Annotated in this window: 17 protein-coding genes and 1 tRNA gene; 7 read left to right on the top strand and 11 right to left on the bottom strand. The window is 31.2% G+C overall.

Annotation, left to right across the window (positions count from 1 at the left end; all coding sequences use genetic code 11):
• Nucleotides 1–15: 15 nt before the first annotated feature.
• Nucleotides 16–1,155, bottom strand: a complete 1,140-nt coding sequence (locus tag N3Z17_RS05920) for a hypothetical protein (RefSeq protein ID WP_282471796.1) — start codon at nucleotides 1,153–1,155, stop codon at nucleotides 16–18.
• 221 nt (nucleotides 1,156–1,376) lie between these two features.
• On the opposite strand from N3Z17_RS05920, the gene ispG reads away from it, so the two are divergent.
• Nucleotides 1,377–2,606, top strand: coding sequence for a flavodoxin-dependent (E)-4-hydroxy-3-methylbut-2-enyl-diphosphate synthase (gene ispG, locus N3Z17_RS05925; RefSeq protein WP_282471797.1), 1,230 nt, complete (start codon nucleotides 1,377–1,379; stop codon nucleotides 2,604–2,606).
• 94 nt (nucleotides 2,607–2,700) lie between these two features.
• On the opposite strand, the gene virB11 is transcribed toward ispG, so the two are convergent.
• The 5 genes from virB11 to N3Z17_RS05950 are packed head-to-tail and all read right to left on the bottom strand — an operon-like array spanning nucleotide 2,701 to nucleotide 7,131.
• Nucleotides 2,701–3,681: a P-type DNA transfer ATPase VirB11 gene (gene virB11 / locus N3Z17_RS05930; RefSeq protein ID WP_282471798.1), complete on the bottom strand. Its 981-nt coding sequence runs from the start codon at nucleotides 3,679–3,681 to the stop codon at nucleotides 2,701–2,703.
• Complete coding sequence (locus tag N3Z17_RS05935) at nucleotides 3,678–5,066, bottom strand: TraB/TrbI/VirB10 family type IV secretion system protein (protein WP_282471799.1); 1,389 nt, start codon at nucleotides 5,064–5,066, stop codon at nucleotides 3,678–3,680. The genes virB11 and N3Z17_RS05935 overlap by 4 nt, the downstream gene beginning before the upstream one ends.
• 4 nt (nucleotides 5,067–5,070) lie before the next feature.
• Nucleotides 5,071–5,817: a TrbG/VirB9 family P-type conjugative transfer protein gene (locus N3Z17_RS05940; RefSeq protein WP_282471800.1), complete on the bottom strand. Its 747-nt coding sequence runs from the start codon at nucleotides 5,815–5,817 to the stop codon at nucleotides 5,071–5,073.
• The gene (locus N3Z17_RS05945) at nucleotides 5,801–6,523 is read right to left on the bottom strand and encodes a VirB8 family type IV secretion system protein (protein ID WP_282471801.1); all 723 of its coding nucleotides are present in this window, start codon (nucleotides 6,521–6,523) and stop codon (nucleotides 5,801–5,803) included. The genes N3Z17_RS05940 and N3Z17_RS05945 overlap by 17 nt, the downstream gene beginning before the upstream one ends.
• On the bottom strand, nucleotides 6,520–7,131 hold the full coding sequence (locus N3Z17_RS05950) for a superoxide dismutase (RefSeq protein WP_282471802.1): 612 nt from the start codon (nucleotides 7,129–7,131) through the stop codon (nucleotides 6,520–6,522). The genes N3Z17_RS05945 and N3Z17_RS05950 overlap by 4 nt, the downstream gene beginning before the upstream one ends.
• A 130-nt stretch (nucleotides 7,132–7,261) precedes the next feature.
• Here N3Z17_RS05950 and N3Z17_RS05955 point away from each other — a divergent pair, with 130 nt between their 5' ends.
• The 6 genes from N3Z17_RS05955 (at nucleotide 7,262) to N3Z17_RS05980 (ending at nucleotide 12,638) form a co-directional block, all read left to right on the top strand.
• On the top strand, nucleotides 7,262–8,200 hold the full coding sequence (locus N3Z17_RS05955; protein ID WP_282471803.1) for a complex I NDUFA9 subunit family protein: 939 nt from the start codon (nucleotides 7,262–7,264) through the stop codon (nucleotides 8,198–8,200).
• 45 nt (nucleotides 8,201–8,245) lie between these two features.
• Nucleotides 8,246–8,320: transfer RNA gene (locus N3Z17_RS05960), tRNA-Thr, on the top strand.
• A gap of 13 nt (nucleotides 8,321–8,333) precedes the next feature.
• On the top strand, nucleotides 8,334–9,035 hold the full coding sequence (locus tag N3Z17_RS05965; protein WP_282471804.1) for a response regulator: 702 nt from the start codon (nucleotides 8,334–8,336) through the stop codon (nucleotides 9,033–9,035).
• Complete coding sequence (locus tag N3Z17_RS05970) at nucleotides 9,032–9,850, top strand: PhzF family phenazine biosynthesis protein (protein WP_282471805.1); 819 nt, start codon at nucleotides 9,032–9,034, stop codon at nucleotides 9,848–9,850. Before N3Z17_RS05965 ends, N3Z17_RS05970 begins: the two co-directional genes overlap by 4 nt.
• Nucleotides 9,851–9,923: 73 nt before the next feature.
• Nucleotides 9,924–10,442, top strand: coding sequence for a deoxycytidylate deaminase (locus tag N3Z17_RS05975; protein ID WP_282471806.1), 519 nt, complete (start codon nucleotides 9,924–9,926; stop codon nucleotides 10,440–10,442).
• A 186-nt stretch (nucleotides 10,443–10,628) separates the two neighbouring features.
• A complete protein-coding gene (locus N3Z17_RS05980; protein ID WP_282471807.1) occupies nucleotides 10,629–12,638 on the top strand; it encodes an acetyl-CoA carboxylase biotin carboxylase subunit in 2,010 nt (669 codons plus the stop codon).
• Nucleotides 12,639–12,645: 7 nt separating this feature from the next.
• Here the strand turns inward: N3Z17_RS05980 and N3Z17_RS05985 are convergent, their stop codons facing one another.
• The 5 genes from N3Z17_RS05985 to N3Z17_RS06005 all read right to left on the bottom strand — a co-directional run bounded on the left by N3Z17_RS05985 (nucleotide 12,646) and on the right by N3Z17_RS06005 (nucleotide 22,051).
• Nucleotides 12,646–13,890 (bottom strand): hypothetical protein, encoded by a 1,245-nt coding sequence (locus N3Z17_RS05985; RefSeq protein WP_282471808.1) that lies wholly within the window; start codon nucleotides 13,888–13,890, stop codon nucleotides 12,646–12,648.
• A 289-nt stretch (nucleotides 13,891–14,179) separates the two neighbouring features.
• Nucleotides 14,180–14,494 carry a DMT family transporter gene (locus tag N3Z17_RS05990; RefSeq protein ID WP_282471809.1) on the bottom strand — a complete coding sequence of 105 codons (315 nt, stop codon included), beginning with the start codon at nucleotides 14,492–14,494 and terminating at the stop codon, nucleotides 14,180–14,182.
• A 39-nt stretch (nucleotides 14,495–14,533) separates the two neighbouring features.
• Nucleotides 14,534–16,933 carry a DNA topoisomerase (ATP-hydrolyzing) subunit B gene (gene gyrB / locus N3Z17_RS05995; protein WP_282471810.1) on the bottom strand — a complete coding sequence of 800 codons (2,400 nt, stop codon included), beginning with the start codon at nucleotides 16,931–16,933 and terminating at the stop codon, nucleotides 14,534–14,536.
• Between the two features lie 122 nt (nucleotides 16,934–17,055).
• On the bottom strand, nucleotides 17,056–21,021 hold the full coding sequence (locus tag N3Z17_RS06000) for a hypothetical protein (protein ID WP_282471811.1): 3,966 nt from the start codon (nucleotides 21,019–21,021) through the stop codon (nucleotides 17,056–17,058).
• A 343-nt stretch (nucleotides 21,022–21,364) separates the two neighbouring features.
• Complete coding sequence (locus N3Z17_RS06005; protein ID WP_282471812.1) at nucleotides 21,365–22,051, bottom strand: hypothetical protein; 687 nt, start codon at nucleotides 22,049–22,051, stop codon at nucleotides 21,365–21,367.
• Between the last annotated feature and the right edge of the window lie 8 nt (nucleotides 22,052–22,059).

Here is a 22,059-nt window from a genome sequence, read left to right on the forward strand (position 1 = left end):
GCCTTTAAACAATTATCACCTGACCTTTATTGATGGTTGACTAGTTGCTAAATTATCATTCAATACTTTTTCAGTATGTCTTCCAACTACCCTTTCACTAGGTGTTTTTTCACCCACCAATCTGTCTGCATTTTTACCAACCCATTCCATTAAATCCATTCCACCTACTGTTGCATTGATATTAGTTGCATATTCCATAGGCGCTTTACCATCTATCGTTTTATCATTTAAAAATGCCCATTCTACTGCAGGCTTACCAGCTATATTTATATCGTTTTTAATAGCATATTTTAACATAGTATTCTGATTTTTTCCTAAATCTTCAACTGCGTATACAAGTGCGGGTTTACCATCAATTTCTATGTCATTTTTTACTGCTAATTTTATAGCAAGTACCCCATTTATATTAATATCATTTTTTACCGCCCATTTAAATAACTTATCCTGATCATTTCCTAAATCTTCAACTGCGTATATAAATGCGGGTTTACCATCAATTTCTACATCATTTCTTACCGCCCATTTTATTGCCGATTCTCCATTTAATTTATACTTATTATCTATGGCATGCTTAACAAAATCTCCTCCTCTACCTTGTGTTTTTTCCCATTCATTAATCAACTCTATAGCTGGTCTGTTATCTACCCCAACTTTAACATCATTTTTAAGTGCAAAATCCAATATATCTATCAAATTATCTACAGTAATTGAGCCTTCTTCAACAAACTTATTAGCGTTTTTCATAAAAGATTCAAATACAGGTTCTTCACCTGCCGGCATATCATTTGCCAATATTGCATCTTTTATCTCGTTTACAAACGCCTCTGATTCTACAGCTTTATCAGTAGCCGCAGCTTCACCAGGAGATTTGCGTCTTGCCATTTCAAGAACATTATCTTTAACTGCATTTAATTTTGGATTTGTTCCAGTATATTTATCAAAAACCTTTTCAAAAATATCTTGAGCGTACGGCAATAAATTTTCATTATTTGAAAAAATGCTTTCAACCGCAGCTTTATACATATCTGTGATTTTTGGTCTAGCATCTGTAGCTAACTTCGTGTATCTTTCAATTTCAATAAGAACTTGTGGAGTGACTTTAGATTCAAGGCCCTTTTCTTCTAAATAACTGTTAAAATCACTTTGTAACGTCATAACACTCACCAATAAATTTACATATACAACTCTAACATATCATTATTTTGAGTCAATATTTTGCAATTAAAATAAATATAATGGCAAAATATTTAATTAAAGGACAAATTAATAAACTTTATAAGCATAAACTTACTCAAATTCAGCTAATAAATTACAATAGAAGAAATTTTCTTTTTATTTGAAATCTAAGTGTTATAATTTATAAAAAATTTCGCAAAATGGTGGCATTGCAACAGATAATAAGAAAAGATACAGCAAAAGTAAAAGTTGGAGATGTATTAATTGGCGCTAAAAATCCTGTGGTTATACAATCAATGACAAATACTTCAACAAAAGATGTTGAATCTACTACTTTACAAATTATTGATTTACACAACGCTGGCTCTGAAATAGTCAGAATCACAGTTAATGACTTGGATGCTGCAAAAGCTGTTCCCGCAATTATTGAGAATTTAGATAAAAAAGGCTTTAAAATTCCTATTGTAGGCTGTTTTCACTATAATGGCCATACTCTGTTATCAGAGGTTCCTGAATGTGCAAAATTTTTAGCAAAATATCGAATTAATCCTGGAAACGTTGGATTTAAAAATAAGCGTGATAAAAATTTTGAGCAAATTATAGAATGTGCTATAAAATACGATAAGCCAATTAGAATTGGGGTTAATTGGGGAAGCTTAGATCAAGAACTAGTTGCGGAATTTATGGATAAAAATGCTAAATTAAGCACTCCAAAGTCTGCAGATTTTATAATGAGGAAAGCTGTTGTTGAATCAGCACTTAATAGCGCAAAAAAAGCAGAAAAAATAGGCATAAGCAACAACAAAATTATTTTATCTGCTAAGCTTTCAAAGGTACAAGACCTTATATCAGTTTATAGAGAGTTATCAAAAAAATGTGATTACCCTTTACACGTTGGATTGACTGAAGCAGGAATTGGAATTAAAGGAATGGTCGCCACAACCACAGCTTTATCTATTTTACTGCAAGAAGGAATTGGTGATACTATAAGAGCGTCCTTAACTCCTATGATAGGTGAATCTAGAACTGCAGAGGTAAAATTATGTCAAGAAATCTTACAATCTCTAGAAATAAAAAGTTTTTTACCACAAATATCATCTTGCCCAGGTTGCGGAAGAACTTCAAGTGTATATTTTCAACAATTAGCTCAAGATGTTCAAAAACATATTGATCAAAATATGCTTTATTGGAAAAATAACTACAAAAATGTTGAATCAACAAAAATTGCCGTTATGGGGTGCATAGTTAATGGCCCAGGAGAAAGTAAGCACGCTAATATTGGAATTAGTTTGCCAGGAGATGGTGAAAACCCTATAGCAGTTGTTTATGAAGACGGAAAAAAAACCAACACCCTAAGAGGCGATAACATTACATTGGAATTTATCAAGTTAATTGACAATTATATAGACAGAAATTATCAAAAAATCTAGAAGATTGATTAGGCCTGAGTGTTTATTAAATCAGCGAAATACAGCGCATCATAAAATATCAAACGAATAATTCTATAATTTATTTTTTAAATGCTTATGGATTAAAATGTATTTCAGATACGTATCTTCTTCCTTTTTCCGCTCTTTTAAGCTGCACAACAATATTTACCACTTGCATTATATACTCTTTTATTTGATCTGGTGGTAAACCAAGCCCTGCTTGCATAACCATCAATTTCAATTGCTCTATGGCCATTAATGGGTTATCAGCATGTAATGTAGAAATTGAGCCAGGATGACCCGTATTAATTGCCCTTAAAAAACTAAATGCTTCAGCCCCCCTGAGCTCACCAACAATTATCCTATCTGGCCTTAAACGCAAACATGCTTCTATTAAATCTTGTGTAGTAACCTTAGCTCTCCCCTGCCCTCCCTTTGAAGCTAATAAATGCAGTCTATTAGGATGATCATTTAAAACAATTTCTCTTGCATCTTCGCAAGTAATTAACCTTTCATCTGAAGGAATTTCTCGCAACATAGCATTTGTGAATGTAGTTTTACCAGTAGAGGTACCACCACTGATAATAATATTTTTCTTACAAATTACTGCATGCTTTAAAAATTCTTTAATCTTTTTTTGCTCAAGATATTCTTTTAAAATTGCATCATTTTCATCAATAACTTTTTCAGTAGCCGTACTGTCAAACGCACCCAACTTTTCATATGAATCTAAATTCAAATTCATTGTTGACGGTTTTCTAATTGAGATGCCAATTGTACCAGCCTCGCAAGCTGGCGATATCACTATCTGTATTCTAAAACCATTTGGTAAAGTTCCAGAAAGCAGTGGATTCTCTTCACTGATGGTTTGCTCAGTAGATTGAGCTATCAATAAAGCCAATGATTTTAAATGTTCGAAGCTTAATTCAGGGACGTTTTCTTTTCTAATATCTCCCTTTTTCTCAACCCAAGCCTCAAGTGGTTTATTTATTGAAATCTCATTAACTCCATCCTCATCAAATAATAGATACAAAGGTTTTAAATACGTTTCAAGGGCAGTAACATTTAACGTCATTTGTTTATTTTTTTATTCTGTATATAGTTCAGCGGAGGAAACACCAAATCTTTCTGCACTAATATGCTAATAACCGTACCCTGATTAACTGTAATGGTAGGTTTTGTAGAAAAAGAATCCTGCAACATACCTTTTGTAATATCACTAAACTGCTTAGTACTATCCGCTATCGCTTGTGCAGTAGGATCACCACTTGTAGTAATCGTGATCGAACCATCTTTATTTGTTGTTGATGAAGATTGGCTATTATTATTATTTTTAATGTTAGAAGCTTTTTTTGCAACTTCTGCAGCAACAACTGGTACAACATATGATACCAAAAATGCATTTCCGATTTTGCTCCAAAAGTGATCATATACATCGCCAGCAATCCCTGTTCTTCCCAATTGGTCTACCCCTGCAGAGCCAATTTCTATATCTATTCCATCTGGTCTAATCAATCTATTCCACATTACTGCAACCCTAGTTTGACCTCCTTTAACTTCTGATTCATAACTACCTATTAATCTTGATCCTTTAGGAATCATTATATCGATACCTTGCTCAGCATATACATCTCGGGTCACTATAGCTCTAAGCATTCCAGGTATATCTGTATTTATCGCAGTTTCTAAAACCGCATTAACAATTTTACCTTGAATAATGGTTCTATTCAGATTGTTAACTTCTGTGGCTTTAACCGTTACTGCTTTTGAGTTACTAATCGCTTCACCATCTAAAGCCCCATCACCAAAACCTAAAAAATCAGATGAATTTTTCTTTGGTGGAGTTGCTTCTTTTTTTCCACCAGCCAATAATCCACCACTATCACTACCCCCTCCACCTGATACCATAATACCTGCTTTTTTCTTTGCCTCTATAGCCATTTGTCTTTTTTTCTCTTCATCACTATCATCAGAAAAAGGAGAATGGAATATACTTCTTGAGGAAGATGAATCACCATTATCTCCACTTAAGCTTGGAGGCAGTGGTAACACTGGTTTTTGAGGTATATCTATTTTAGGTGGTGGTGGTGGTGGAGGTGGTGGAGGTGTAGGTGTAGGAGCTACTACCTCTGGTGCTGAGAGGGGCTTAGAATCTTTAGCACCATTGCTCAACTCTGTATCTTGATCATACTTTGGAACTGGCTTAGAACTCTTTAACATTTTTTCTTTTTCTTTTTTATCAACAACCTCAGGCTTGTCATTAGTTTTTGAGCCGTTATCTTCAAAAAAAAAGTAATAAATTACACCTGCAACCAGTAATACCAATACTACTAATAATAACTTCTTTTGACCTGACGCAATTGAAACAGTAGAAAAGGTTTTATTTTCTTCAACAACCTCTTCATTATCTTGAACCTGCTTTTTATTATTTATGTCATTTATCTGATCTTCCTGAGTCATAGATTTAATTTAAGTATTTCTTGTTAGTTATTTCAACAACATTATTATTAAAACTTAGTTCTAAAATTTTCCCTACATTATCAATAACTAAATAATCTCCAACTATCATAGGCTTAATATTATGAACTTCATCATTTCCCTTGACAAGCTTAACATTAGGCTTATCCAAATTAATATTCTTCTCATAATATATATAAGTTTTAATCCCATCATCAAAGATCTTAGAAGGTAAAAATTTAACAGGACCAACCATTATATAGTCAAAATTATATGGTTTAATATCAAGTGAACCACTATTATCTTCTTCATTTTTTTGAATTTCAGGGTATGCAATTTTCTCATCAGGACTAGGAAAATAAAACCTTGCAACATAAATTAACTCATTATCAATGTAACCTGAATATGGCTTAGATTGAATTTCAAACTGATACACCCTTTTATTGGTAATAACAGTCATATTGGTTAAAATATTATCCTCTAGTGGTTTAATAAAAAGCCTATTATCCATTGGGGTTAATTGCCAGGCATAACTATTTCCTGTAGAAATGGTTTTAATTTCTTCGTTTTTCTCAAACTCAATGCTGGTCTGAAAATTATAATGCACCACTATCCTAAAAATTTCATTTGGATTATAGATTAAAGTTTTTATTCTACTATCCGTTGAAATTGGATTGTCTACAGCAAAAATAGTACAAACAAATAATAAATAACAAATCGTTATTAATACTAATTTCTTAATTATTTTCATCATTCATCCTATATAAAGTTACCTGAAATCCAAGAGGGTTTATTAATCTATCCGTCTCACTCATGTTCAGATTAAAATAATCAAATTCCATGTAAATAATCTTATTCATAACCAAATTAATTTGTCCAGCAACGGTTAAAGTAATCCTCACTTGTGCAGAAGTTGCTGAAGGAAATATTATAGATTTTAAGCCCACAGTTCTATATGAACTACTTCCATATAGGTTATACGGACTAGAAGGATTATTATAACCAAATTTACTTCTATAATCGCTGTAATATACATCTGAGCTTGACAGAACTCTAAGCACGTCATTAAAATTTCTATTAAATGTCCCAGAATAATATTCCTCTCTTGCCCTAATGTATTTCATTACAAAATATCTTCTAATTGCCTCATCAGCTGAGTATGTTTTTATAGATAAAGGCTCCACAACAGTTGGAATACCACTCTTTTTTTCAATTTCAATAACAAATGGATCAATACTTTGAGTATTTTTTAAATACCTTATAGTTGTTAAGGAAATTATAATGAGTACAAAACACACTATCAACAACAATAACAACAGATTTCTTTGAATTACTGTAGATTGGTATCTATCATCGCTCCAATTTTTTAATTCTTTATTGGTTGTTATAAAATTAGTAACATTACTCTCCTCTTTAGCAACGGTCTCTGTGTTTTTTTTAAAAAATTTTTTAAAATTCATTCTGCTTTTTTAAAATTAATATTACCCTTTGCAAAATCCCAATTTAGATTGAATTTTACAATTTTATCCAAATAACTTGCCCTATCATTTTTATAATCAATGTAGTATGCATGCTCCCATACATCTACAGTTAATATTGCAGTTTTATTAAATATTAGTGGATTATCAGCACCTTTAGACTGCATTATTTCTAATTTTAAAGTTTCAGGATCCTGTATCAACCAAATCCATCCACTACCAAATAATGTTATACCTGCATTGATAAATTCAATATAAAAATTATCTAAACTTTCAAAATTTTCATTTATCATGTCAAGCACCTGATCAGTTGGGGAATTTACCTCTTTGTATTCAGTAATAGATCTCCAATAAAAATCATGATTCCAAATTTGTGCCGCATTATTAAAAATACTTAAATCCTCATATACATATGACTCTTTAATTATTTCTTCTAAAGTCTTAGATGCATAGTTAGTTTTATTTATTAATTGGTTAAGCTTATCCACATATCCTTTGTGATGCTTATCATAATGAAAATTCACAGTTTCTTCCGAAATAGTGGGCTTTAATAAGTTCCTTGAGTAAGGCAAACTTTGAAGTTCAATCATCTTATTTTTTATACAACATAAACATTTTAGCTCAAGGTTAATGAGCAAAGTGTTAATTTGCAAGAAATATCGTCTTGTTTTATATATTTTTTAGCGTAAATTTAATCTAAGTATATATGCAAAAATTATTATGATCAGTGAAAAATCAACTATCTCTATATTTGGTGGCAACGGATTTATCGGAAGTAATCTGGTTAAAAATTTAGCAAAATTGGATTCTAAGATCAACGTAATACAAAGCACTTTTAGTGCGCATGATGATTTATTTTTATGTGGATTACCAGGTCAAATATGCACCGTCAAATTTTGTGATAATAAAGCTTTTTATGAAGATATATTTAGCAATTCCAATTATGTCATTAATCTAATTGGAACACTAAGAGAGAATAAACACAAATCATTTAAGGAGCTGCACATCAATATCCCAAAACAAATAGCTCATTATGCAGCAAAATATTCAATCAAAAAATTAATACACATATCAGCCTTAGGTATTGATAAAACTCATATAATATCTTCCTATGCAAAGACAAAATTGAAAGGAGAAAGTGAGTTGTTACAAAATTATCCAAATGCTACTATAGTAAGGCCAAGCGTAGTATTTGGTAGTAATGATAAATTTATTAATGAGCTAATTCATTTGATCACAATTTTACCAATATTTCCTTTAATTAATAAAGGGCATGTTTTTTTTCAGCCGATTTTTGTTGAAGACTTAACGCAAGCTATATGCAAAATTCTTCTCACCAATGATGAATCATGGAGTGGAAAAATTTTAGAAATAGGCGGACCAGATAAATTGACATTTTTGGAAATATTAAATTATATTTTTGAAAAGCTTAGTAAAAAACCTTATTACCTTTCTATCAATTATAGCATTATAAAATGGATTTCTCATTTATCCAAATTTATAAAAAATTTCCCAATCACCCCAGAAGAAGTAGATTTATTATTAGTAAATAATACTGTTGGTAACAAAAATCTGGCTGACACACTAAACATCAACTTAACACCATTAAAATACTATATAAATAAGCAATTAAAGTCATTTCAAGTTGACAAAATGTAATTTTTAAAGATATTAAGTTGATAGTGAAAATATTGATCTAGATATGCCGAATTAGCTCAGTGGTAGAGCAACCGCCTTGTAAGCGGTAGGTCGTCTGTTCAAATCAGACATTCGGCACCATATTTTTTGTGAGATGATTAAAAATATAAAAGCTAACATATTAGTTATTGAGGATGAACACGAGATTTCATATACCATTAAGAATTACCTAGAACAAGAAAATTTTACCGTGACAGTATTAAGTGATGGCATCGATGCAATAGAAATTATTACAAAATGTGAACCAGATTTAATTGTTTTAGACTGGTTACTACCAGGAAAATCTGGTATAGAAATATGTGCAGACCTAAGAAAAACACCTAATACTGCAAAAATCCCAATATTGATGCTGTCATCAAGAGGTGAAAATTTCGAAAAGGTAGTTGGCCTTGATAACGGCGCTGACGATTATATATCAAAACCTTTTAATAGCTCAGAATTGGTTGCAAGAATTAAAGCGTTACTTAGAAGGGCTAGACCTATATTTTCAAATACTAAATTAACATATGCTGGGATAGAAATTGATCCTGAAAATCATAAAGCATACGACGGTAAAATAGGATTAAAATTAGCACCAATTGAATTTCAAATTCTTCAAATTTTTTTAGAAACACCTGAAAAAATTATATCTAAAAAAACTTTAATGAATAAAATATGGGGAGCTAAAGTTTATGTTGAGGAAAGAACAGTAGATGTTCATATTACAAGATTGCGTAAGGCGATAAGCAAAGCTAATCATACTAAATTTGAATTAATTAAAACAGTAAGATCTGTTGGTTATATACTTAAGTCATGAAACAATCAATTACAATTACATTTGTTAATGCTTTTACCACAAGTGCAAACCATGGCAATCCAGCTGCTGTATGCATTATAGATGATTTTCCTGATATTATTGAAATGCAGAACATATCAACTAAAAATAATATTTCAGAAACGGCATTTTTAAAAAATACTTCTAAAAATAATTTTGATATTCGGTGGTTTACACCTGTGTCTGAAGCTCCAATCTGCGTTCATGCAACATTAGCTTCTGCACATGTACTATACCAAAACAAAATAATTGAAAAAAATACCGAAATAAATTTTTTCAACTCCAATAATAAATTTATAGCTTCTGAAATGAATGGATGGATAAGTTTAAATTTCCCCAGTATTAATATAACAGAAATGAAGTCAAATAAGGTTATTGATGAGATTTTAAAAAACCTTAATATTGTTTACTTAGGCCTTTCAGGAAATATATTATTTGCAGAGTTGAAATATAATAATGAAGTAAGAAATTTTATACCAAATTTGGAATTAATATCATCGCTCCCATATAGAGCACTATTAATTACCTCAAAAGATACTAAGTATGATTTTATATCAAGATATTTCGCACCTTCTGTTGGCATTGATGAAGATCCAGCCTGTGGCTCGGCACATTGCAGATTAATACCATATTGGGCTAAAAAATTGAAAAAGGACGAAATGATAGCGTATCAAGCATCAATGAGAGGAGGGATAATACGATGCAAAGATTTAGGTGATAGAGTCATTATTTCTGGTCAGTCCATAAGCACTCATAGTTATGAATTACCCATATTACAAAAAGTTAACTATAAATAAAGACTAAAAATTAACTTTTAAAATCCATACTCATGGGGTATCTATTGTTATATGTTAAAAGGAGTAATAAATTATGCTGAAAAGTTATACATGGGATGAATATTTTATGACCCTGTCCTATCTTATATCAATGAAAAGTAAAGATCCAAGCACAAGAGTAGGCGCTGTAATTGTTGGGGTTGACAATGAAATTATTTCAACAGGTTTCAATGGGTTACCAAGAAATATTGATGACAGATTAAGCAGGTATACTGATAAAAATTACAAATATCTTTCTTCAAACCATGCCGAGGAAAATGCTATATTGCACTGCGCAAGAAATGGGATATCATCAAAAGGATGCTCTATTTACACACCTTGGATACCATGCTCTAGATGTGCCAAAAGCATAATTCAAGCTGGAATAATTGAGGTAATATATGATGAGAATTTTCCAGGAAATATTAAAGAGAATCAATACGCAAATTGGCAAGAAAGTATTGAAATATCAAATGAACTGATGCTTGAAGCTAATATAAAAGTAAGAAAATTTTCAGGCAAATTAATAAACTTGAAAGGGTTGTATCAAGGAAACGAATTTAAGATTGTATAATATCTATATAAAAACAATATTGATATTTGATTGAATATTAAAAATAAAGTTAAGCAATGTTATTCATTTAGTTTTACTATAGTTTAGTAATATATTTCAAATTGCTTTGGAAGCTTACCATTAGATTGATTTTAACAACATATTATGCTAGCTTCCGTAATGTTTTATGTTTATATATAACTTTGCGTGAATAAAATAAAGAAAATACTTATTGCCAATCGTAGTGAAATTGCTTGTAGGATAATTAAAACAGCAAGTAAATTAGGAATAAAAACGGTTGCGGTATATTCTGATGCAGACAACAATTCGCTTCATATAAAATATGCTGATGAAGCAATTTACATAGGTAAATCTCCTGCAACTCAAAGTTATTTAAATGTTGAGGCAATTTTAAAAGCAATAAAAATTTCAGGAGCGGATGCAGTTCATCCAGGTTATGGATTTTTGTCAGAAAATGCTGACTTTGCTAAACTTATGGAAAAATCCGAAATAAATTTTATTGGTCCATCCCCAACTGCTATAAAGAAAATGGGAGATAAAATTGAGGCTAAAAAATTGGCTAAAGCTGCTGGAGTTAATATTATTCCGGGTTATATTGGAGCTATAAAAACTGAAAGCCATGCTGTTAAAATTGCCAAAAGTATTGGATATCCAATAATGTTAAAAGCTGCTGCTGGAGGTGGTGGAAAAGGCATGAGGGTTGTAAGAAGTGATGATGAAATGCAACAAGCATTTCGCTCAACTAAAAATGAAGCCCAAAATAATTTTTCAGATTCAAGGACATTCATAGAAAAGTTAATAATAAGACCAAGACATATTGAAATACAAATTTTAGCCGACAAACATGGTAATTTTGTATGTTTGGGTGAAAGAGAATGCTCAATTCAAAGGCATAATCAAAAAGTAATAGAAGAAGCGCCAAGCCCATTTATTACCCCTAAAATTAGAAAAAAGATGTATGCTCAATCAATAGCATTAGCAAAAAAAGTACAATATTTCTCGGCTGGAACAATTGAATACATTGTGGATCAACAGGGAAATTTTTATTTCCTAGAGATGAATACAAGGCTCCAGGTTGAACATGCCGTAACAGAATTAATTACTGGCATAGACATTGTAGAGCAAATGATAAGAATAGCAGAAGGTAACAAACTTCCGTTTAAACAAAAAGATATTTCGCTTAATGGATGGGCAATGGAATCTAGAATTTATGCAGAAGATGCAACATGCGGATTTTTACCTTCAACTGGAAGAATTATTGGATATAAAGAGCCTAAATTAAATGAAAATATACGACTTGACACTGGTATATACGAGGGTGGAGAAGTAAGTATGTTCTATGACGCGATGATAGCCAAATTATGCACTCATTCTGAAAGTAGAGCTAAAACAATTGATTTGATGAAGAATTCTCTTGGAGAATACATCATCAGAGGAGTATCACACAATATAAGTTTTCTGCAAGCTGTTCTCAATAATGAAAAATTTATAGAAGGAAATATATCAACCAATTTTATCGAAGAAGAATATAAAGAAGGTTTTTCAGGAGCTGAGCTAAATGATGAATTAAGCTCAGTAGTACTATGTGCATCTATATTTGCATTTATTAACACTATCAAAAGAATGGCTCATGTTAGTGGCCAACAAAGAGGAATGTCTAGGGCTATTGGAACAAGATGGGTTGCTAAATTAGATGACACAAATTATCCAGTTACAGTTAGAAGCCAGGAAGGAGGATATAAGATAACATTTGAAAATAGAAAATTCTACATTACTAGTAATTGGGAAGCAGGTAGACGACTATTTTGGTGCAAAATTAATGATAAGGACTATAATTTACAAATCGAAAAAGAAAAGGATTACTATAATATAACTTTTATGGGCTCCAAGGTAAAAACTCGCTTACTATCTCCGAGAACTGCAGAGCTATATAAATTTATGAAAAAACCCACTCATGACTTCAAACAAAATAATTTGGTAGCCAGTATCACTGGACTTATCAAAGAAATAAAAGTAAAAGAGGGCGAGAGTATAAATAAGGCACAATCCTTGGTTATTTTAGAAGCAATGAAAATGGAAAATACATTAATAAGCCCAATAGAAGGAACAGTTAAAAAAATTAATTACAAAGAAGGTGATACCGTATTAAGTGGCGATACTTTAATTGAAATTGAAGAGTCTCATAAAACTGATTAACTAAACCCTATTTTTGGACTCCACCAAAAGCTTTTACTGATTCACCACCAGCACTTAATCTTTCCACATGAGATAACACTCCTCCGACTTGCTTACTTTTTGCTTGATTAATTCCATCACCTACTACTACTACCTTATCAATAACTTTTTCCCGCTCGAGCTTTTCTTCCGCCCCTCTCTTTAAATAAAAATCCTCAAGCTTTTTATTATTGTCCTCATGATGATGTGCAAGCGGAGCGAAAATTTCTCTACTTCTATCATATGAAAAACTACCCATAAATGCCTTTTTAATATAATAATTTAACCCATGAACTTTTAAATCATCAGCTTTACTAGGTTCACCTCTCGACATATTTTTAGCACCTTCTAATTCCTGACTAAATTGCAATTTTACTTGTTCAGGATTATCAAGAGTAATTTCGCCCTGTGCAATTTTCTGTTGTATACTTTTTATGGCTGCTATTTCATTTTCAGTATTAACTATTAGGCCCTTTAAAAAATCTAATCCTCCTCCTCGTGGATAATCTATCTCTAAACCACCCATTTTAAGCAAAGCTTTATTAGCTTGCACCACCTCATACATTTCCTCTCTTTGTTTGCTAAAAGATTTTTGTTCATTTATAGCTGATATGCCACCTACTATCACACAAAATATACCAGCACTAATTGAAATTATATTACCACTCATGGCGTTACCAACCAGCGGTATCAATGCTTCTGGAAAATGTTGCAATACATTTTTTATTCTTAATGTTTTATCCTCTCCATTCAATATTTCTCTCTTTTGTAATACCTCATTTAAAATTTTTTTCAACTCCGGAGATTGATCTAGAACTTCTAACTTTTCCTTATGCAATTCCATTATTCCTTCTAAAGCTTTTGCCTCCTTCTGTTGTACCCTTAAATCTTTTAAATTTTTACCATCTATTATCACACCTATTCCCAAACATAAAACTGAAATACTAGCTGATACAGCTATTGCAATAGGACCAAATGGACTAAAAGCCAACATAGCAATAGAAAATAGGGTTATAATTTTTAATGTAGATGGACCAAAAAACAAGTCAAGTGTGCCCCATAAAAACGCTTTTGTCCTATTCCAAAAACCCTTTTTTGCTTCTTCTTCACTTTTATCCTTGTGCTTAACCCCTTTTTTATCTTCAACATCCTTGTCATAATCATACAGCGCCCCATATACCTTTATTGCAATATTGCCTAGAGCTATACTTATATCCTTAATTGGTTGCAACATAATTTATCTAATTTTAATATTCACAAAATACACTCTTAGGTTTACACTCATTCATGTTTACAACTACATCTTAATCAATTAATTAAAATTAATCAAATTCATATATAAAACAATGACATAATTTTTACAACCGCCATCTTATTTCAACTTTGTATTGGTATCAAAAATTACTAGAATTGTTAATTTATTACTAAAAAACTTAACATAATCTAACATAAGTGAGACATAGGAAGTCAATAAAAATCCTAATATTAAAAAATTTTACCTTTAGTTTGATATTTTAAAATTTTTAATACAGTTTCAGGCCTATCATTGCAATAATTATTAAAGCCATAAAAAACAATCTTAGAGGTGTTGTGGGTTCATTAAAAAACATGATACCAACCATCACAGCACCAACCCCGCCAATTCCACTCCAAATTAAATATGCGGTGCCAATTGGTATTCTTGCTAAGGATTTAGATAAAAAATAAAAACTAAACACACTAGATATCATAAAAACAACTATCCATCTAGTTTTTGTAAAGTCCTCTGATAATTTCAGCGCTATAGCAAATACTATCTCAAAAAGACCTGCTAAAATAAGATATATCCACGATATCATAATTATACATCCATAATATTAAAATCAGTTAATCAGTAATTAATAATCCAGATTGGAAACTTTTAAAGCGTTGCTTTTTATAAAGTCTCTTCTTGGCTCAACTACATCTCCCATTAAAGTTGAAAACACCTCTTCTGCATCACTGGCATCATTTACCCTGACTTGCAGTAAAGTTCTACAACTTTGGTCAAGCGTGGTCTCCCATAATTGCTCAGGGTTCATTTCGCCTAACCCTTTAAATCTTTGGATATAGAGCCCTTTTTTAGCATAGCTGAAAAGTGTATCAACTAAATCAATGATGGTAGAATTTATTTTTACAATTTCATCTTTGTATATAAATTCTCCCTTTTGCTTAAATTCGTCTAGTGTTGCAACTAGATCAACTATTATATCTTTATTTTTCTCTGAAAAGAGATTTTTACTTACTTCATATACTTCTTTGACACTTTTTTCTAATTTACTAATCTGAATACCTAATTCAGTTTTTGTAATTTCCCATTCTATAGCACTTCCTTTAAATAATTTATTAAGCTTTGTAACAAGTTCATCGGCTCTAAGCGCAATATCTAAATCATTATTTTTGTTAAAAAATCCTAAAAATAAAAGCTCTTCTATGATATAATCTGGGATTTGGTTACTATAATTCCTAATGATGTTTGAAAACTTAATTAGTTTATCTAGCAATTTAGTTACACCATCTTCACTCAATTGTTCTGCGTCATATTTAACAATACTGTTTTTGACAATAATTTGCTTAAGGTAATTATGAAGAGCTACTTCATCCTTTAAATAAGTATCAGATTGTCCTCTTTTTACCTTATATAGAGGAGGTTGCGCTATATATAAATACCCCTTTTCAATTAAGGCTGGCATGTATCTGAAGAAAAAAGTTAAAAGCAGAGTTCTGATATGTGCTCCATCAACATCGGCATCAGTCATTATGATAATTTTATGATAACGAATTTTTGTAAGGTCAAATTCTTTATCTTCAAGACTCACTCCTAAGGCAGTGATTAAAGTTCCAATTTCTGCAGAATTAAGCATTTTATCGAACCTTGCTCTTTCAACATTAAGTATTTTACCTTTCAGCGGCAATATTGCTTGAGTTTTTCTATCACGTCCTTGCTTTGCAGAACCTCCAGCTGAATCTCCCTCAACCAAAAACAGCTCCGATTTAGCAGGGTCTTTCTCCTGGCAACTAGCTAATTTACCAGGAAGTGTTGATATATGATGACCAACTTGCTTTCTAGATAAATCTCTCGCCTTTCTCGCAGCTTCTCTTGCAACAGCAGATTCAACCATTCTACCAATAATTATCTTGGCATCCTTAGGATTCATTTCAAGCCACTTAGAAAATTCTTCTGAAACAATAGATTCCACCACTGTACGAACTTCAGCACTTATCAATTTATCCTTCGTTTGTGAAGAAAATTTTGGATCAGGAACACGAACTGAAACTATCGACGTTAATCCTTCCCTCATATCTTCTGGGGAAATTTTAATTTTTTGCTTTTTTTGCAATTGATTTGTTTCTATGTAGTTATTAATAACCCTTGTTAGCGCCCCTCTAAAACCAGTTAAGTGTGCACCGCCATCTTTTTGGCGAATATTATTGGTAAATGTTAAAGTGTTTTCATGGTAACTGTTATTCCACTGAAACGCCACATCAGTGACTATATCATTTAACTCTCCTGTAATCCTAATGGTTTTATTAATCGCGTGTTTTGCTCTATCAAGGTACTTAACAAAGTTTAAAATTCCTCCTTCAAAATGCAAATTTGCAGATTTCTCCTCTTCACCTCTTTTATCATATAACTCTATCGAGATTTCTGGATTTAAAAACGCCAATTCTTTATATCTATGCTCAAGAGTAGCGAAATTAAAATTTATATGAGAAAACGTTTTGTCTGATGGAAAAAATCTAATTTGCGTACCTCTTTTATTAGGCTCAGGACTCTCCTTTGATTCTAATTCTCTAACTTTATGCCCATGCTCAAAACGCATTGAAAATTCTTTCCCTTCTCTCCAAATTGTTAACTCTAACCATTCTGAAAGCGCATTCACTACAGAAACACCAACTCCATGCAAACCACCAGAAATCTTGTAGGAATTATCATCAAATTTCCCACCTGCATGTAACTGTGTCATAATCAATTCTGCAGCTGAAATACCTTCACCTTTATGTATGTCAGTTGGAATTCCCCTACCATTATCAATAACTGTAACTGAACCGTCTGAATTAAGTATTATTATAACTTTATCGCAGTGACCTGCTAATGCTTCATCTACTGAATTATCAGTTACCTCATACACCATATGATGCAATCCAGAACCATCTTCAGTATCGCCAATATACATTCCTGGACGCTTTTTAACCGCTTCAAGCCCTTTTAAAACTTTTATCGAATCCGCTCCGTAATTTTGACTTTCGTTTGACATTTATATGAAATAAAATTTTATGTGCCATAGTAGCACAGAATTAAGGTTTAATCAAAATATCTGTTAACCACCACGCTCTATTATTTAGTAATTTTATTAATAAACATTTCTATTACAGAATTTCATAAATTAACATCAACCAATTCAGGGAATATAACGTCCTTAACAAAATCAGAGCATAATATATTATCTGAATTATCCTTACAAAACTTTTTATATTCGCCTTCTTGAATTAAATTTTCCTTTTCCTTCGCCATTTCTTCAATAGAATCTCTTAATGCACAAATAGATTTAAAATCCTGAACTATTACTTGTTTTTCGTAATGACTTTTATAAAATTTATATCCTATATGCTCATTATTCTGAGAACTACTCAACATCACATCTTCTTCCTTTAAATTACCTGCCTTACGAGTATAGTGCAATATTGTATAATAAACTGCTATTTCTTTCTCTAATTTACAAAAATCTGTAGCTGAATCAGCTTTAAAAGCATCGACATACTCCTCAATTTCTTCTAAATATTTTTCAGCCAATGTCTTTTTATTATTGTCAAAAGCTGCCTTATTTTTTGCATTAAATGAGAATACCTCATTTTTATACTCTTCGAAAATTGATTGTTTATCGTTGTTAAGTAACTCATAAAATGCCTTTGATACTATACTTAACTCATTATTTTCTTTTGCAACAATACCTAGTATATAATCAATTAGTTTAGATATACCTCCAGACATATACCCACTTGCTTCAGATTTATACGCACCTTTCCCCAGGTTGATAGCACCTGTAAATATATAATTTGCAAAATCACTGGCCCCAAAATAATTATTGTCCACATGCTTAATTGCATTGTGAGTATTATAGAAGGTAATGGCTTTGAATGAATACGAAATTAAAGAAGATGCCAATTTCACAGGAAGCCATTTTTTATCTGTGGCTATTGTACTATTACCAGAAAGACCATACATAACTCCAGCATCTGCAACATAAGTAGCAATCCCAACATTTTCGTCTTTCACTGCTTCTTCAATTTTATATTTTTTATTTACATCTCCTATTGCTCCTCCTATAGCATTTGTAAATTTTTCAGAAGAAAAAGTTGTTTTATATAAACCAGTATTGTTTGCATAGAATAGATACTGTTTAGAAAATGAATATCCAGCATAAAGTGAGTTGTATATATATGTGTATGCAGTGTTTGATTCATCAGTTGGCAAAGAACCTTTTGTGCAATCTTCAAAATACTCAAATCCAGCTTTCATCACTGGAATCACAAAGATTGAGTACCCATTAAAATAGAAATCTAACGCATGAAATATAACATTCAAATTATCTGGCGCCAGTGGCTTTATTAAAAAATTATATAACCCACTTGTAAACCCAGAAGGATAGTTGTCAAGCTTATTATCAACATCTTTAATATAAGGCATCAATGTCTTTATTGAAAAATTGTAAAACATATTATTAATATCTAACTTTCCAATCATAGCATCAAATGCATAATTAAATACCTCAAGAGCTCTGCTTCCTAAATCAACTATGCTTGCATCAAGCACCTCACATCTATCCTGATCCTCTTGGGGTATATAATCACTGATATTACCTAAGCCAAATACATTTGGAAAAGGATTGATTACTTCTTTTGCAATAGATTTAGTAACGCTATATGCCTGAGGCATAATAATTAAACCATGAAGCACATCTCTTGTATCCTTTAGTGTAAATGAATCTTCTTGTACTGCTTTAAGTTGATTAACTTTATCTTCATCTACATCTATGATTTTACCATTAATATTGAAAATGACTTCTCCATCATCTTTTATAGTTTTTGGATTTAGAACAAAAACAACTTTGTTTTTAGAATCCTTAACGAAATATAAATTTATATCTTCAATTTTTTTGTATTCATACTCACCATCTACTAATGTTTCCCAATTACCTTTTACACAATTATCATTAATTCCTACTTTGTTTAAATAAGCATTCAAGCCCCCTATATTTTTTATAGCACCTTCGTGATTTAATTTAACTTCGTAGATATTTTTTGTAGTTCCAATAGGGTTCATTCCATCAGACTCTCCACTTTTAGAATGTGCTGCTTTATGAATTCCTATTTTATCCACAATTGCACCAATTACTCCAGGAGCTGGGTGATTTTCAATCCCTATTTGTATTTCACTATAGTGGTCTTTTTGAAATTTAAACCCAATTAAAGGAATTTTTGAAGCATAATATGTTAAAGTGTGATTTTCCTTATTAATATATAAATGCCCAGGTTTTTTATCAGTCACATTACTGTTATTTTGAAGGTCAACTCCATAATGAGTTCCAAATAATAACCCCTTTAATAGCGCCGACATCACTAATTCTTTCTTCTCAATAAGCTCCATGCCTTTATATTGTGAGCCATGAGTTGCAGCTTCTCTCCTATACAGTGCACTTGTGTCAATAGATGCTAAAAATTTATCTGCTCCATCTGGAGTATCAAACCTAAGTAAAAACCTTCCACCCGCCCAAAGCTTTTCATTATTAATATCAAGAGAAACTGATCTATTTTGAACTAAACTTAATCCATGGCTTGTTAATTCAATCCCATTTATATTAACCTTAGATCCTTGTCCACCTGAGTCAGCTAATGCAGTTATATTTTCTAAAACTTTAGCAAATGTTAGATTATTATTTTTGTTGTAATCCATGTACTCCTTCCATCCTTCTGAAACATTAATACAATCGAAAAAATTTTCATCATCTGAGTTATCATTAATATGATAATTGGTGATAATAGGCTTATTCAAATCATTTGAATTTAAATTTGAATTTACATATTCATATGAATTATATTGCACTTTTGGAACTTTTACCGCTTTTTTCTCACTGTACATGTACTCATAAGTATCCTTATTTTCCTTTTCAATTTGCTGTCCAATCTTTTGTGTTTCTACTACTGCTTTTCTTTCATTGATATACCAATACTCATGCTTAACTACTACTTTGCTTTCATTGACACACTCATACTCATTAACTGTTTCAGATGTTACACTTATTACATCATCATTGGTATTGGTTGGCTCAATTTCATTATCATTTGTATTGTAGTCACAATATGATTTATATAGAGCAACCTGATTTTTAGTTAATGGTACATTCCCTGTATCTGTATTATTACTAATATATTGACTCATATGCAAGCTATCTTTATCATTTATAGTGCCATCTTTTTTAATTTTCTCTAATGCTTCAGTAATATCTTTTGTTTGTATAACAGACTCACTCCCAGTTTTATTAGGAATCCTACTTATAGTTAAATCCTGACTTTCTTCAGAGTGATCATCTTTCAAAAAATTAGCATAAGCTTTTTTTCCTTCATCGTTAAATTTATCAAATATTGATGTTAACGCTGAAACTTTAAAATTTCCCCCACCATTTATTAGCTTAATTAATTCATTATCATCTTCCGATAATGAATCATTTATATTTCCTTCTACATTCACAACCCCTTTAATAATCCTCTTAATTATATCTCTTAACTTTTTGCTAATCCTCTTTTCTGAAAAATCCTTGTCCTTTGGATCCACTGCTTTCATAAAATCCAATCCATGTAGTATATTCGCCTTAAAACCATAGGTGCCATGCTCCTCTAATTTAAAGAAAGTTTTTTTACCACCATCTTCATCAACCCGACCAAACAATATTGTTTTTTTCTGGTGAGGTAACCCTTCTGATATATCCACACCAAATTGTGTAGTCTTTTTTTGCGAATCTTTGTAATGGCTGGAAAACCTCTTATAAGCAACATCAGTCACATTACTTAATTTTGGCATACTATTGGAAACTATTTCTGGATTGGTAATTCGATTATCATCTTTAATCTTCTCATTAATCTTTTTTGTAAGAGTAAATAACATATTATAAATTGCACAATCCTCATCAACTATTGAATAGGACCCTCTAACAAATTCATGTATATAATTCAGTGCATGTGAAATGGATTTAAATGCTTCAATAGCACCATCACTATTTGTTGTACTCTCAATTTTTTTTTCATTTAATAACTTTAATCCTGCTTCAATTAGTTCTATTCTGCTCATACCCATTCTCATTAATTATTTCATATAAGCTTATTATACGCACCCAATGTTACAATTAGGTTAAGGTTGATTAAATTTACATTAATATTTTTAATTTTTAGTTATATTTGCAAAAACATTACGCTTTTAGGTGATTTAGATGCCAAAAATATTTATGGTTGAGATGCCATATATTCAATTTTGACAATTTCCAGGATATAATTATGAGATTTATGTTCAATTTGCACTAGGTCATTTGGCATTAGGTACGCATATATAATTGTAATTATTTAACTCAACAACCATAATTAATAGCTATACCTAATACCAGCCATCAAGCTATGTGTTTTTAATTTAAAAATCTTTACGAATCTTGAAATATCTCAGGGAAATCTTGAAATATTGTGCAAATTATATGCTTCTCTGTTGCTATACCATTAGCTAAATCACTTTTTGATGGGCAATAATTATTTATTAGAGTTTCAAATTCTGAAACAGATTTTATGTCATGCATATAAAAATAATCTTGTAACTCTTTATTGATATTTTCTTTATTGATCTTTTTAGTATCATTATTTTGAATATCGAATTTCTTCATAATTTTATCAAAAAATTCCTCCTCACATATTGCACTTGAAGGCGCCTTAGAAATTAGAACTCGCCATATAATGAGGTTTTTTGATTCAATGCCAGATGAGTTAAAATCTATGTGAAATCTCTTATCAAAACATGCAATGGTGTTCATATTATCATCCACTTTATCATCCACCTCTGAATTTGCCATTAATAGCTTAAACTTTTCTGCATCTTTGCTGATACTAAAATAAGCAGCCTTATAAGCAATTTTTTGCAAACATTTATAGCCTTTGATACCAGGTTGATACGGAACATATTTACCATAAAATAACTCATAGTACGAATCTTCCAGATATTCAAAAGCTTTAAATAAATTTGACTCAATATAGTCTTTGTATAAGCCATGCACACCTGTTTTAGTTAAATTATAGTAAAATTTAACTTGATATTTAAAATCATTGTAATAATTATGCATGGCAAATC

The organism is Candidatus Bandiella numerosa (assembly GCF_029981845.1).
Lineage (GTDB): Bacteria > Pseudomonadota > Alphaproteobacteria > Rickettsiales > Midichloriaceae > Aquirickettsia > Aquirickettsia numerosa.

Coding starts and splice junctions, on each gene's coding strand:
- N3Z17_RS05920 (WP_282471796.1), bottom strand. CDS start 1,155: ATGACGTTACAAAGTGATTTTAACAGTTATTTAGAAGAAAAGGGCCTT.
- ispG (WP_282471797.1), top strand. CDS start 1,377: ATGGTGGCATTGCAACAGATAATAAGAAAAGATACAGCAAAAGTAAAA.
- virB11 (WP_282471798.1), bottom strand. CDS start 3,681: ATGACGTTAAATGTTACTGCCCTTGAAACGTATTTAAAACCTTTGTAT.
- N3Z17_RS05935 (WP_282471799.1), bottom strand. CDS start 5,066: ATGACTCAGGAAGATCAGATAAATGACATAAATAATAAAAAGCAGGTT.
- N3Z17_RS05940 (WP_282471800.1), bottom strand. CDS start 5,817: ATGATGAAAATAATTAAGAAATTAGTATTAATAACGATTTGTTATTTA.
- N3Z17_RS05945 (WP_282471801.1), bottom strand. CDS start 6,523: ATGAATTTTAAAAAATTTTTTAAAAAAAACACAGAGACCGTTGCTAAA.
- N3Z17_RS05950 (WP_282471802.1), bottom strand. CDS start 7,131: ATGATTGAACTTCAAAGTTTGCCTTACTCAAGGAACTTATTAAAGCCC.
- N3Z17_RS05955 (WP_282471803.1), top strand. CDS start 7,262: ATGATCAGTGAAAAATCAACTATCTCTATATTTGGTGGCAACGGATTT.
- N3Z17_RS05965 (WP_282471804.1), top strand. CDS start 8,334: ATGATTAAAAATATAAAAGCTAACATATTAGTTATTGAGGATGAACAC.
- N3Z17_RS05970 (WP_282471805.1), top strand. CDS start 9,032: ATGAAACAATCAATTACAATTACATTTGTTAATGCTTTTACCACAAGT.
- N3Z17_RS05975 (WP_282471806.1), top strand. CDS start 9,924: ATGCTGAAAAGTTATACATGGGATGAATATTTTATGACCCTGTCCTAT.
- N3Z17_RS05985 (WP_282471808.1), bottom strand. CDS start 13,890: ATGTTGCAACCAATTAAGGATATAAGTATAGCTCTAGGCAATATTGCA.
- N3Z17_RS05990 (WP_282471809.1), bottom strand. CDS start 14,494: ATGATATCGTGGATATATCTTATTTTAGCAGGTCTTTTTGAGATAGTA.
- gyrB (WP_282471810.1), bottom strand. CDS start 16,933: ATGTCAAACGAAAGTCAAAATTACGGAGCGGATTCGATAAAAGTTTTA.
- N3Z17_RS06000 (WP_282471811.1), bottom strand. CDS start 21,021: ATGAGCAGAATAGAACTAATTGAAGCAGGATTAAAGTTATTAAATGAA.
- N3Z17_RS06005 (WP_282471812.1), bottom strand. CDS start 22,051: ATGCATAATTATTACAATGATTTTAAATATCAAGTTAAATTTTACTAT.